The 12,753-nt window shown below is 63.4% G+C and carries 11 protein-coding genes; 10 read left to right on the top strand and 1 reads right to left on the bottom strand.

Annotated elements, in window-relative coordinates; all coding sequences use genetic code 11:
• The first annotated feature begins 15 nt into the window (after positions 1 to 15).
• The 6 genes from crtY (at position 16) to ASE49_RS18085 (ending at position 4,983) form a co-directional block, all read left to right on the top strand.
• Positions 16 to 1,215 (top strand): lycopene beta-cyclase CrtY, encoded by a 1,200-nt coding sequence (gene crtY / locus ASE49_RS03830; RefSeq protein WP_056768806.1) that lies wholly within the window; start codon positions 16 to 18, stop codon positions 1,213 to 1,215.
• On the top strand, positions 1,212 to 2,690 hold the full coding sequence (locus ASE49_RS03825) for a phytoene desaturase (RefSeq protein ID WP_056768805.1): 1,479 nt from the start codon (positions 1,212 to 1,214) through the stop codon (positions 2,688 to 2,690). Before crtY ends, ASE49_RS03825 begins: the two co-directional genes overlap by 4 nt.
• Complete coding sequence (locus tag ASE49_RS03820) at positions 2,687 to 3,124, top strand: hypothetical protein (protein WP_056768804.1); 438 nt, start codon at positions 2,687 to 2,689, stop codon at positions 3,122 to 3,124. Before ASE49_RS03825 ends, ASE49_RS03820 begins: the two co-directional genes overlap by 4 nt.
• Position 3,125: 1 nt before the next feature.
• Entirely contained in the window at positions 3,126 to 3,719 is a 594-nt protein-coding gene (locus tag ASE49_RS03815; RefSeq protein ID WP_056768803.1) for a TIGR00730 family Rossman fold protein, read from the top strand.
• Between the two features lie 9 nt (positions 3,720 to 3,728).
• Entirely contained in the window at positions 3,729 to 4,742 is a 1,014-nt protein-coding gene (locus tag ASE49_RS03810; RefSeq protein WP_235522829.1) for a phytoene/squalene synthase family protein, read from the top strand.
• A gap of 94 nt (positions 4,743 to 4,836) precedes the next feature.
• The gene (locus ASE49_RS18085; RefSeq protein WP_156370101.1) at positions 4,837 to 4,983 is read left to right on the top strand and encodes a lmo0937 family membrane protein; all 147 of its coding nucleotides are present in this window, start codon (positions 4,837 to 4,839) and stop codon (positions 4,981 to 4,983) included.
• 18 nt (positions 4,984 to 5,001) lie between these two features.
• Here ASE49_RS18085 and ASE49_RS03805 read toward each other — a convergent pair whose 3' ends face one another.
• Complete coding sequence (locus ASE49_RS03805; protein ID WP_235522828.1) at positions 5,002 to 6,267, bottom strand: multidrug effflux MFS transporter; 1,266 nt, start codon at positions 6,265 to 6,267, stop codon at positions 5,002 to 5,004.
• Between the two features lie 90 nt (positions 6,268 to 6,357).
• Here ASE49_RS03805 and dinB point away from each other — a divergent pair, with 90 nt between their 5' ends.
• From dinB to ASE49_RS03790, 4 genes are all read left to right on the top strand, one after another.
• Positions 6,358 to 7,473 carry a DNA polymerase IV gene (gene dinB, locus ASE49_RS03800; RefSeq protein WP_056768801.1) on the top strand — a complete coding sequence of 372 codons (1,116 nt, stop codon included), beginning with the start codon at positions 6,358 to 6,360 and terminating at the stop codon, positions 7,471 to 7,473.
• A gap of 260 nt (positions 7,474 to 7,733) precedes the next feature.
• Positions 7,734 to 9,056, top strand: coding sequence for a hypothetical protein (locus tag ASE49_RS18080; protein ID WP_156370091.1), 1,323 nt, complete (start codon positions 7,734 to 7,736; stop codon positions 9,054 to 9,056).
• Positions 9,057 to 9,272: 216 nt separating this feature from the next.
• Positions 9,273 to 11,534 carry a S9 family peptidase gene (locus ASE49_RS03795; RefSeq protein ID WP_056768800.1) on the top strand — a complete coding sequence of 754 codons (2,262 nt, stop codon included), beginning with the start codon at positions 9,273 to 9,275 and terminating at the stop codon, positions 11,532 to 11,534.
• The gene (locus ASE49_RS03790) at positions 11,531 to 12,697 is read left to right on the top strand and encodes a hypothetical protein (protein WP_056768799.1); all 1,167 of its coding nucleotides are present in this window, start codon (positions 11,531 to 11,533) and stop codon (positions 12,695 to 12,697) included. The genes ASE49_RS03795 and ASE49_RS03790 overlap by 4 nt, the downstream gene beginning before the upstream one ends.
• Positions 12,698 to 12,753: the final 56 nt, after the last annotated feature.

Here is a 12,753-nt window from a genome sequence, read left to right as displayed (position 1 = left end):
CTAGACAGGATTGTGATGCACGACGTACCCGGCGATCCGCCACCTTGCGACCTGGCAATTCTGGGTGGCGGCCTTGCCGGCGGCCTGGTCGCGCTCGCGCTTGCGGCGCATCGGCCAGAGTTGGACGTCAGGATATTCGAGCAGGGCGCGCGCCTTGGTGGCCATCACGTCTGGTCGTTTTTCGCCAGCGATCTTCCAGCGGGCGGGCCGGAACTGGTGGAACCGCTGATCGCGCATCGGTGGGAGGGGTACGACGTGCGTTTCCCCGGCCTGTCGCGCAGCCTGCCGACCCCCTACAGCAGCGCGAACGGGGCTCGGCTCGACGCCGCGGTGCGCGCTGCGCTGCCCGCAGACCGGATTGTCAGCGGCATTACGGTGGCAAGCGCGGATGCGGAGGGCGTGACGCTGGCGGACGGCACCCGCCACCGCGCGCGCGCCGTGCTGGATACCCGCGGGGCGTATGGCCTCCCGTGCCTGTCCGGTGGCTGGCAGAAGTTCGTCGGCCAGACCCTGCGCACCGCCACACCGCATGGATTGACGCAGCCCGTGGTGATGGATGCAACGGTTGAACAGCTGGACGGTTATCGCTTCGTCTATTGCCTTCCGTTCTCCGCAACCGACGTCTTTGTGGAGGACACGTATTATTCCGACACTCCCGAACTCGATGTCGCGGCCCTGCGCACCCGCATCGCGGATTATGCGGCAGGTGCGGGATGGTCGATCGACGAGATTACGTATGAAGAAACGGGCGTTCTGCCCGTAATCGCCGATGGGGATTTCGCTGCATTCTGGAAAGCCGGTGGCGATTTGCCGCGCGCCGGCGTACGGGCCGGGCTGATGCATCCCATGACGTCCTATTCGATACCCGATGCAGTCGAATTCGCGATGCATCTGACCACACTCGACACGCTGAGGGGCGATGCCCTATCAAGGACAAGTCATGACTGGGCCGAACGGCACTGGCGCCAAGGGCGCTTCTATCGCATGTTGAGCAAGATGCTTTTCGGCGCCTCCGAAGGACCGGATCGCTGGCGCATGCTGGCGCGCTTCTATGCGCTGCCCGCAGGCCTGATCGAGCGTTTTTACGCCGGGCATTCTACCGCGCTTGACATGGCCCGCGTGCTGGCCGGCAAGCCCCCCGTTCCCATAAGCGCGGCACTGGCAAGCCTTGCCGGTCGTGGCCGTCCTTTAGCTGACCTTGGAGCCGTTTCATGAAAAAAGCCTGTGTCATCGGCGCCGGCTTCGGCGGCCTGGCCTTGGCCGTGCGATTGCAAAGCGCCGGCATCGCCACCACCCTGGTCGAAGCCCGCGAGAAAGTGGGTGGCCGCGCCTATCAGTGGGAGCGTGACGGGTTTTTGTTCGATGCCGGCCCCACCGTCGTCACTGACCCGGATTGCCTGCGCGAATTGTGGGGCTTGTCAGGCCAGGACATTGCCCAGGACGTGACGCTGATGCCGGTGTCGCCGTTCTACCGCCTCAACTGGACCGACGGCGTCATCTTCGATTATGGCAACGACGAAGGGGCGCTGCGGCGCGAGATCCAGCGCGTCGCCCCGGACGACCTTGCCGGTTACGAGGAATTCCTGCGCTACTCCGCCGGGGTATGGCAGGAAGGCTACGTCAAGCTGGGCCATGAATCGTTCCTGGACTTTGCCAGCATGGTGAAGGCAGCGCCCGCGCTGGCTCGCTACCAGGCGTGGCGCTCCGTTTACTCGATGGTGTCGCATTATGTGAAGAACGAGCATTTGCGCCAGGCGCTCTCGTTCCACACGCTGCTGGTCGGCGGCAATCCGATGAAGACCAGCGCGATCTATGCCCTGATCCACAAGCTGGAAAAGGATGGCGGCGTCTGGTGGACCAAGGGTGGCACCAACAACCTTGCCAAGGGCATGGCAACCCTGTTCGAGCGGCTGGGCGGCACGGTGCGCGTAGGCGACAAGGTGCGCAAGATCCACACCGTGGGCGATCAGGCCACCGAGGTGGAATGCGAAAGCGGCTGGCGTGAGCGGTTCGACGCCGTCGCGTCCAACGGCGACATCATGCACACGTACGCCAACCTGCTGGGCGATACCGTGCGCGGCAAGCAGATGGCCAAGCGGCTGGCCAAGAAGAAGTTCTCGCCCAGTCTGTTCGTTGTCCACTTCGGGCTTGAAGGCACGTGGCCGGGCATTCCCCACCACACCATCCTGTTCGGCCCGCGCTACAAGGGTCTGCTGGACGACATTTTCGAAACCGGCGTGTTGCCGCGCGATTTCTCGATCTACCTGCATCACCCCACCGTCACCGACCCGTCGATGGCGCCGGCCGGCAAAAGCACGTTCTACGCGCTGGTACCGGTATCCCACATGGGCAAGCTGCCGATCGACTGGGCCGAGGTTGGCCCGGTGCTGGAACAGCGCGTGATCGCTGAAGTGGGCCGCCGCCTGATCCCCGACATCGAAGACCGGATCGTGACGAAATTCCACTACGCCCCGCCGGATTTCGTGACCGATCTGGGGGCCTGGAAGGGCAACGCCTTCAGCCTGGAGCCGTTGCTGACGCAAAGCGCGTTCTTCCGTGGGCATAACCGCGATGATAAGCTCAAGAACCTGTATCTGGTAGGTGCGGGCACGCATCCGGGAGCGGGCATTCCCGGCGTGGTCGGCAGCGCGAAGGCCACCGCCAAGCTGATGCTGGAAGACCTGCGGTGACGCTCCCGGTTCATGCCCTCAACGCAGCGTGGGGATGGACCGGCGTGGACTTTGCCGAGGTCGTGGCGCACAGCCTGATGGGCCACCTGCTGGTGATCGATCGGGCCGGCGCCTTCCATTATGTGGACCCCGACCTTGGTACGGTGACCCTGCTTGGCGACGAACAGGCGGCGCAGGCGCATATGGCCCAGCCGCTCACCCAGGCGCTGTGGCGTGCCGATGCGCTTGTGGATGCGGGCGTGAAGCGGCTGGGGCCGGTGGCGATGGGCGAGGTCTATAGCCTCACCCCGCAGGCGCTGGTCGCTGGAGACTATGCGTCGGAAAACCTGATCCGGATCGATTTGGTCCGGCTTATCTATCTTACCGGCGACATCGCCCGGCAGGTCCACGACCTGCCGGACGGCGCGCCGATCAATCTGAAGGTCGAGAACTGATATGAAGCGCCTTGCCGTCTATTGCGGCTCCGCCACCCCAGCTGATCCGCGTTACGTAGACCTTGCCCGCGATGTGGGCACTGCCCTTGCGCGGCAGGGCATCGGTGTCGTCTACGGCGGTGGCCGGCTGGGACTGATGGGCGCCATCGCCGGCGCGGCGCTGGCGGCGGGCGGCGAATGCATCGGCGTCATTCCCGAAGCGCTGGTCGGGCGCAATGGCAAGGGCGGCGAAGTGGCCAATTACGAATGCGAACTGGAAATTGTGCAGACCATGCACGAACGCAAGGCCCGTTTCACCGAATTGTCTGATGGTTTTCTGGTCCTGCCAGGCGGCGTTGGCACCATGGACGAGTTGTGGGAAGCGGTCAGCTGGGCGCAGCTGGGCTATCACAATAAGCCGGTGGGGGTGCTGAACGCCTTCGGATTCTACGACGGGCTGCTGGAATTCAACCGTCACATGGCCGAGGTCGGCTTCGTGCGGCCTGCCCATCAGGGGATACTGATGGCTGAAGACACTCTCGATCCGCTGCTTGATCGCATGCGTGCGCATCAGCCGATCGTGCCGATCGTGAACATGGACCCGAAGACGCTGTGAGGGGTGCCGGTGCCTGACAGCCTGCCATCTGCGCCGGCACCCGATGGCGGCGATCGAAGCCGGGCCGCTTTGGTCGAAGCCGCGCGCCGATCCATCGCCAAGGGTTCCAAAAGCTTTGCCGCCGCCAGCCGGCTGTTCGAGCGCACCACGCGCGAGCGGGTGTGGCTGCTCTATGCCTGGTGCCGCGCGTGCGATGACATCGCTGACGATCAGGATCATGGGGGAGACTGGGGCGAGGCGCCCGGCGCGCTGGCAGGCGCCGATCCCGAATCCCGGCTCGCCACCATCCGCACCTTGAGCGAACTGGCGATCGCCGGAGAGGATACCGGCTGGCCCGCGTTCGACGCCTTAGGCCAGTTGATGCGCGAAACGCCGATCACGCCCGCCATGGTGGAAGACGTGATCGCCGGTTTCGCCCTTGATGCCGCGGATTGGCGGCCCCGCACGGAAGCGGACATGTTGCGCTACTGCTATCATGTGGCCGGCGCGGTGGGCGTGATGATGGCTGCCGTGATGGGCGTGCCTGCCACGGATGATGATACGCTGGACCGGGCGTGCGATCTTGGCCTTGCCTTCCAGCTGGCCAACATCGTGCGCGATGTGTGGGAGGATGATGCCAACGGGCGCTGCTATCTGCCGCAGGAATGGCTGGCCGAAGCCGACATTCCCCCCGGCGAAGTGACCAAGCCGCATTATCGCCGGGCGCTGGTGCCACTGGTCGCCCGTGCCTGCGCGATGGCCCGCGAATACGAAGCCTCGGCGCGCATCGGCGCGGCCCAGCTGGCGTTTCGGCAGCGCTGGGCGGTGCTGTCTGCTGCGCGCATCTATGGCGGTATCGCGCGCAAGGTGGAGCAGCGGGGCGCACACGCATGGGATCATCGCGTCAGCGTGAGCGGCGGCGAAAAGCTGCGGCTCGTTGCGCTTGCTTTTGCCGACGCTTGCGGCGTCCCGCCAACCGCCGGAAAGCCTGCGCCATCGCGGCGGGAACTGGCCAGCATGGCTGCGGCGGCACGGCCCGTGTGACCGGTCTGAACAATCGTCGCGCTGGATTTTACACCGCAGCAACAAATCCGCGTAGCTGGCGTTGTCCCATGCACATTATCTGGGAGATATCGCCATGCTGTTCACTATTGCCGCCATCCTGCTCGTGCTGTGGCTGCTGGGCTTCGTCGTATTCCATGTTTCCAGCGCGCTGATCCACGTGCTGCTGGTCGTGGCGATCGTGGTCGGCCTGGTTCAGCTGTTCCGCGGCCGCAGGGTCTGAATGCGCCGCAATGCGCCCCTAGTGCCCGATGGGCGGGGGCGCGTTGCGGTAGTATTCGGCTGAATGTAGCCGTCGAAAAAGTTTGCCGTGTTCTGAGTACATCACCAGACCCAGCGCGATGACGCCACCTGCGATCATTGCGGCAACCATCGGTCGCGGCGTGCCATCATAGGCGTGACCGATGATCACCCCAAGCCCCGCACCGACGACCATCCGCACGAACGCCGAGACGGAGGCAGCGGCGCCCGCCGTTCGGCTAAACGGCTGTAGGGAAATGGCCTGGAAATTCGAGCCGATGAAACTCATCATGCACATTGATATCGTCATCAACGGCACGAACGCCCACAGGCTTTCGCCCTGCGTCGTGAATACGAAGTGTGTAGTTGCCACCGCAACGTACGTCAGCAAGGCGGCTTGCGATACGCGGCGCGCGCCAAACCGTTCGACGATGCGTGAATTGGCGAAATTGGTGCACGCCATCACCAAAGCCATCCCGCCGAAGATGATCGGAAACGCTTCCCCGGCGCCAAAATGCTCGCCAACAAGTTGCTGAGCGCTGTTGATGTAGCCAAACAGTGCGCCCTGAATGAAGGCGGCGCCAAGAATGTAGCCCAGCGACGCGCGCTCTCGCACGGCGAGCGCCATGTTGCCGGCGATGACCTTTAAGTTGATGGATTGGCGGAAGGCCGGATGCAAGGTTTCCGGCAAGCGCATCCATGCCCACACGAACACCACCATCGCCAGACCGCCCATGATGCCGAATATCCACCGCCATCCGGCAAACAGCAGCACCGATTGGCCCAGCATCGGTGCGATCATCGGCACGACCATGAAGGTCATCGCGATAAGCGACTGGGTCTTGGCCATGCGGTCGCCCTCGAAACGGTCGCGCACGATGGTCATGGGCATCACCATCATCGCCGAGGTAACCGCACCCATCACCCCGCGCGCCACCAGCAGCAGCACGAAGCTGGCCGAAATCGCGCAGACGATGGAAAGCAGCATGTACGCCGCGATCGCGAACAGCACCACGCGGCGGCGACCGAAACGGTCCGCAATCGCGCCGGGAAACAGCGACCCCAGGCCGGCGCACAGCAGGAAAACGCCAATGATGAGCTGGCGGGCATTAGGATCTTCCAGCCGAAGATCGCGCGATATGGCCCCCAGCGCGGGCAGCATGACATCGATCCCGAGCGCCTGAAGCGCCTGGAAGGAGGCCATCATGGCCACGAACTCGAATTCTCCTAAGGGGAAAGCGTCCGGCTTGGTGGGGGTAGCTGGCATGGCCCAGCGCATGCCGGTTTCGCTTGGCTTTTGCCACCCTAAATGCCACCAATCGCGTGATTATCTCATCACGCAGAGATATGAAGCGTCATGGGCGACGACGATTTCGACACGGATGACGAAGCCGGCGGCCTGCGCAAGATCATCCATGTCGATATGGACGCCTTCTACGCCAGCGTCGAACAGCGGGACGATCCGGCGCTTAAAGGTCTGCCGGTGGCGGTGGGCGGATCGTCCGGGCGCGGGGTTGTGGCGGCCGCCAGTTACGAGGCGCGGCGCTTCGGCGTGCGTTCGGCCATGCCGTCAGGCCGCGCCTTGCGGCTGTGCCCGGACCTGGTGTTCCGCAAGCCCCGCTTCGATGTGTACCGCGAAGTCAGCCAGCAGATCCGCGCGATCTTTCTGGACTACACCCCCCATGTCGAGCCGCTGTCGCTGGACGAGGCGTATCTGGATGTGACCGCCGATATCAGGGGCATCGGCTCGGCCACCCGGATCGCGCAGGAGATCCGCCGGCGCATCCAGGCGCAAACGCAGCTGACCGCCAGCGCGGGCGTGTCCTACAACAAGTTTCTCGCCAAGCTGGCCAGCGATCAGAACAAGCCCGATGGCCTGTGCGTCATCAGGCCGGGGCAGGGCGCCGCCTTCGCCGCGTCGCTGCCGGTGCGCCGGTTTCACGGCATCGGGCCGCGCGGGGCGGAGAAGATGACCCGGCTGGGCATCGAAACCGGCGCCGATCTGGCGGCCAGGGATCTGGCGTTCCTGCGCGCCCATTTCGGCAGCTTCGCCGAATACCTCTACCGCGCCGCGCGCGGCGTCGACCTGCGGCAGGTGCGCGCGGACCGCCCGCGCAAATCGGTGGGCGGCGAGCGTACGTTCTTCGAAAACATAGAGGCCCCCGCCGTGCTGCGCGAGACGATGGAGACCATCGTCGACATCGTGTGGGACCGCATCGAGCGCGCACAGGCACGGGGCCGCACGGTCACGCTCAAACTGCGCTACGCCGATTTCCAGACCCTGACCCGCGCCCGCTCGCTCCCGCACTTCGTCAGCGGCAAGGCAGAGTTTGCCGCGATCGGCCACGCCCTGCTGGAAGACCTGCTGCCCCTACCCCAACCCGTCCGCCTGATGGGCCTCACCCTCTCCGCCCTGGAGCGCGGTGAGGAGGAAGCGCGGCGGCGTCCGGATGGGCAATTGTCGTTGTTGTGAGGGGGTGGGTGGTGATTCACGGAGCGAGCTTGGATAGGCGCAATAACCAGCTTGCGCCAATTCCCGCCGTTCAAGAGCAATGCTATCGCACTCAGAAGCCGTCATTCAAACTGTGGCTGGGCCATCCACTGTCCACATATCTTCGCGCTGTAGGATAATTAGCATCCAACATGCGCGTCGATTTTTATTTCGCAGGATCTCGACGCGTCGAATGCAACTAAATAAATACAGGTCGAATTTTATTGTGGGGGACGTAGCTTGTGAACGAAAAAATCATCGAATTAAAAGATCGTTTAATCAGCCTTAAGGGGGCGCTGGATAAGGCGATCCCGAACGATGAAGCTTTTACAACCCAAGGTGGTTGGTCGGCACCATCTGTCTCTTGGGCTGATCTGGATGCGGCTGTCGAAGATGTGATAGCCGTCATTGATCGCCGAGGAGATGGCAGCGATTCACTTGATACTGACGCGGCTGACAAAATCGAAAAAATAATTACGCGGTTAAAGTTCCTGGAAGATTCCACAGTACCAAACATCTGGGGGAATACTGCTGCGGGCGTCCAAGCGTTCTTGCTTACCATGTTTATGGTTCGCCGAGACTTGGAAATTTTTCTAAAGACCGACCCGCGACACCAAATCACCGAAGATCTCAATGCAATACGTCGGAGGGTGCGGGCAGCGAACGCAACGTTAAATTCGCTGGAGCCGAATTTGACGCAAGTGTCGTCGATGGTTTCGGACATTCAAAAGGCATATGTCGCTGCAGACCGCTTGCCCACAGATCTGGAAGCTCTGACAGAACAGCGATCACAAATTGCCAAGCTCGGGCAAGAAGCGGCGAAGGACCACGGGCGAGCACAAATTGCGCGCGAAAAATCTGAAGAGCTTCAGGCCGCGCTTAAGGTAATTTCTGACGAAGCTAAAGGAGTTCTAGAAAATTGCCAATCCGCATACTCTGCGGCGACCAGTGTTGGCTTGGCACGCGCTTTTTCTGAACGATCAAAGTCGCTAACCTTTGCTATGGGTCTCTGGGTATTTGGATTGATTGTGGCCTTAGGTGTCGCGGGCTTCCTCGGCGGATCACGATTGGAGTCACTTTCTCAATTGCTTGGCGGTGAACAAGCGCAGACCGGACCAATAGTTTTAAGTATTGCGATGTCAGTCCTTTCGATAGGTGCGCCTATCTGGTTCGCTTGGCTGGCAACGAAGCAAGTTGGTCAGCAATTCCGCTTGGCGGAGGACTATGCGTTCAAAGCTTCAATTTCTCGAGCGTATGAAGGGTATAGGCGAGAAGCAGCACGGATTGATGTTGATCTGGAGGCTAGATTACTAGCATCCGCGTTAGACCGATTGGATGAAGAGCCGCTTCGTTTGGTAGATTCTGCAACTCATAGCAGCCCACTACAAGAAGCCCTTTCATCTGAAGTGGTGAAACAGGCATTCCAACAAATCCCAAACTTTGCGGATCAAGTTCGCGGCTTGGCGGCAACGGCCGTTTCTGGTGCAGCAGGTGCGTTGTCAATGAAGCGACCGAAGCCAGCTGTTGTGCCGGATGCTGATGACGACAAAGAAAGTGAAGCATAATCAGCTTGATAGCAGCCGCTAAAATTGACGGCGGCTGTATTCGCCCAGTTTTATACGAACGAAACGGAAAGCGGGCGGCCGTCAGTCCCGGTTTACTGTCGGGAATGGAAGTTATTTCGGGTAGGATGCCCGAAACCCGACATTCCGCTCTCGGCACTCACGATCCTCCCCACCGCCGACTTTGCACTTTGCCCACCACCGATTAGAGGTGGCTCCATGAAGCGAATCCTCCTGTCGTGCGTGTGCCTGATTGCGGCCAGCGCCTCTCTTGCCGCGCCTGCCTTTACTGCCCCTTCCCGGAGCGCTGCCCTGATGCCTGATCCCGCCCCCGCGCTGACCTTCGACCGTGTTTTTGCCAGCCCCTCGCTTGACGGGCCGCAGCCGCGCGGGGTGAAGGTTTCGCCGGACGGGCGGTTCATCACGCTGCTGCGCAACCGCAGCGATGACCGGGATCGCTACGATCTGTGGGCGTTCGATCGCACCAGCGGCAAATGGCGGATGCTGGTGGATTCGCTCAAGGTCGGGTCCAACCGCACGCTCAGCGAGGCGGAAAAGATGCAGCGCGAACGCCAGCGCATCGGCAGCCTCAAGGGCATCGTGTCGTATGACTGGACCGAGGACAGCAAGGCGATCCTGGTGCCGCTGGACGGCGATCTGTACCTGGCCGGGCTGGACGGTTCGGTCCGCCGCCTGACGGATTCGCCGCAGGACGAACTGAACGCCGCGCTCAGCCCCAAGGGGCGCTACGTGTCGTTCGTGCGCGAAGGGCGGCTGCACGTGGGGCCGCTGGCGGACAAGGACCAGCCCGCGATCACCCCGCCGGAAACCGCCGCCACCGTCCACTGGGGCGAGGCGGAGTTCGTGGCGCAGGAAGAAATGGACCGCATGGATGGGTACTGGTGGTCGCCAGACGATGCCCGCATCGCGGTGGAACGCTATGACGAAGCGCCCGTCGGCGTCGTCACCCGCGCGGCGATCGGGGCGGATGGCACGCGCACGTACGAGCAGCGCTATCCCGCCGCCGGCACGCCCAACGTGCTGGTCTCGCTCCACGTGATGAAGCCCGATGGCACGGGCCGGGTCGCGGTGGATCTGGGGCCGGACCCGGACATCTACCTCGCCCGCGTCAACTGGTCGCGCGATGGGCGCACGCTGTTCGTCCAGCGCGAGGACCGGGCGCAGACCCGGCTCGACATGCTGACGGTGGACCCGCAGACCGGCGCGTCGAAGGTGCTGTTTACTGAAACCGCCGCGCCCAAAAGCTGGATAAACTTGACCGACAATTATCGCTTCCTGAAGGACGGCAGCCTCATCTGGTGGTCCGAGCGGGACGGGTTCGGCCACTTGTATCGTTTCAAGGACGGTCAGTGGCGGCAACTGACCAAAGGCGCGTGGGTGGTGACCAAGCTGGTGTCAGTGGACGAGGCCAAGGGCCGCGTACTGTTCACCGGCACGCGCGACGATGTGCTGGCCCCGCAGCTTTACGCCATCGGCCTGGACACACCCGGCGAGCCAAAGCGGCTGACCGAGGCGGACTGGTCCAACACCGTGTCGGCCAGCCGCGATGGCGCCACGGTGATCGTCACCCGCTCGTCCACCACCCAGCCTGCACAAACCTACATCGCGGACGAGACGGGCAAGCGGCTGGCCTGGGTGGAGGAGAACGCACTGGACGGCGCGCATCCCTATGCGCCGTATGAGGCATCGCACCGGCCCACCACGTTCGGCACGATCAAGGCGCAGGACGGCTCTGACCTGCACTGGATGATGATCACCCCGCCGCTGGTGGCCGGCAACCGCTACCCGGTGTTCTTCGAGCATTACGGCGGCCCGCACGTGCAGACCGTGACGCGCGGCTGGAAGGGCGCACTGGCGCAGGCCATCGTTGCCAAGGGCTATGTCTATTTCGCGATCGACGGGCGCGGCAGCGCCAATCGCGGGGTGGCGTTCGAATCGCAGATCCGGCAAGCGATGGGCACGGTGGAAGTGGCGGACCAGCGCGCCGGCGCGCAGTATCTCAAGACGCTGGATTTCGTCGATCCCGCCAAGATCGCGATCTACGGCTGGTCCTACGGCGGGTACATGACGCTCAAGATGCTGGAGGCCAATCAGGGGCTCTATGCCGCAGGCATCGCCGGCGCGCCGGTGACCAAGTGGGAGCTTTACGACACCCATTACACCGAACGCTACATGGGCGATCCCCGGCAGGTGCCGGACGCTTACCGCAAGGCCGATACGTTGCAGGAAACCGGCAAAATCGCCGACCCGCTGCTGCTGCTCCACGGCATGGCGGACGATAACGTGGTGTTCGAAAACAGCACCGCGCTGGCCGCCAAGCTGCAGGGCGAGGGCAAGCCGTTCGAGATGATGTTCTATCCGGGGCAAACCCATGCGGTGCGCGGACCCAAGATCAGCGTCCACGTGTGGAACACGATCTTCGACTTTCTCGATCGCCACGGGGTCACCCCGTCACGGTGAGGGCCGAGCCCGGTTCGCAGGGGCGCGTGCATGTGCTCGCGATCGGCGGGGCGCACCAGTTCGCGCATATCCTGCCGGTGGCGCGCGAACTGGAAGCCCGGCGGCCCGGCAGCGTCAGCGTGTTCGTATGCAGCCCGGCGGAGGCCGATGAGGCGCGCGTGCAGATGCAGCAGGGCTGGTCCGGGCCGATCCCGCAGGTAGTGGTGATGCGTCTGCCCGGCGGGGTCGTGCTGCCCGGCCGCATCGACAAGACGGCGCGGCTGCTGGTGTGGGCGCGGCGGCTGTGCCGGGCCGGGGCGATCCTGTGCGCGGAACGCACCTCCACGCTGCTGCGCCGGATCGTGCCCGGTTGCCCGCCGATCGTGCATATCCCGCACGGCGCAGGGGACCGGGCGGTGGGCTTTGAAAAGCGCTTCATGGTGTTCGACCGGGTGCTGGTGGCCGGACGCAAGGACCGCGATCGCTTGGTCGCCAGCGGGTTCGTAAAGCCGCAGGCCTGCGTAGTGACCGGGCCGGTGAAGCTGGCCACGATCCTTTCCACGGCGCCCACGCGCTCCGCGCTGTTCGCCAACGATCGTCCCACGATCCTGTACAATCCGCATTTCGCACAGGCGCATTCCTCCCTCGCTGCCTTCGGGCAAAAGCTGGTGGAGGCGGTGGTGCGCGATGGCCGCTGGAACCTCGTGGTCGCCCCGCATGTGCGGCTGGCGCGCGGCTGGTCCGACGCTCAGCGCGCGGTGTGGGAAGCCCTGGCGGTGCCGGGGCAGGTGATGATCGACCTGGGCTCGCCGCGCTCCAGCGACATGACCTACACGCTGGGGGCCGATCTTTACGTTGGCGACGTCAGCAGCCAGGTCTACGAATTTCTGGTCCGTCCGCGCCCCTGCCTGTTCGTGAATGCGCACGGCGTGGATTGGCAAGGCAGCGAGGACTACGCGATGTGGCGCTTTGGCGAGGTGATCGCGCCGGATGCCGATCCGGTTGCCGCCATCGTGCGCGCCTTTGCCGGCCATGCGTCCTACCTTTCATGGCAACGCGATCGCATGGCTTATGCGATCGAAGGCATTGCGTGGGACGTAGATGGCATGCCCTGCTTTCCCGGACTCGATCCTGTCGCGCGGGCGGCGGACGAGGTGGAACGCTTTACCCTCAAGCCCACATAAGTTTACGGCAAGGGTGGACTTGTAGGAGAAAGATGGAACATAATAAGAACATATCT

The sequence above is a fragment of the Novosphingobium sp. Leaf2 genome (genome assembly GCF_001421325.1).
GTDB lineage: Bacteria > Pseudomonadota > Alphaproteobacteria > Sphingomonadales > Sphingomonadaceae > Novosphingobium.
This window is presented reverse-complemented; position numbering and strand designations above follow the sequence as displayed.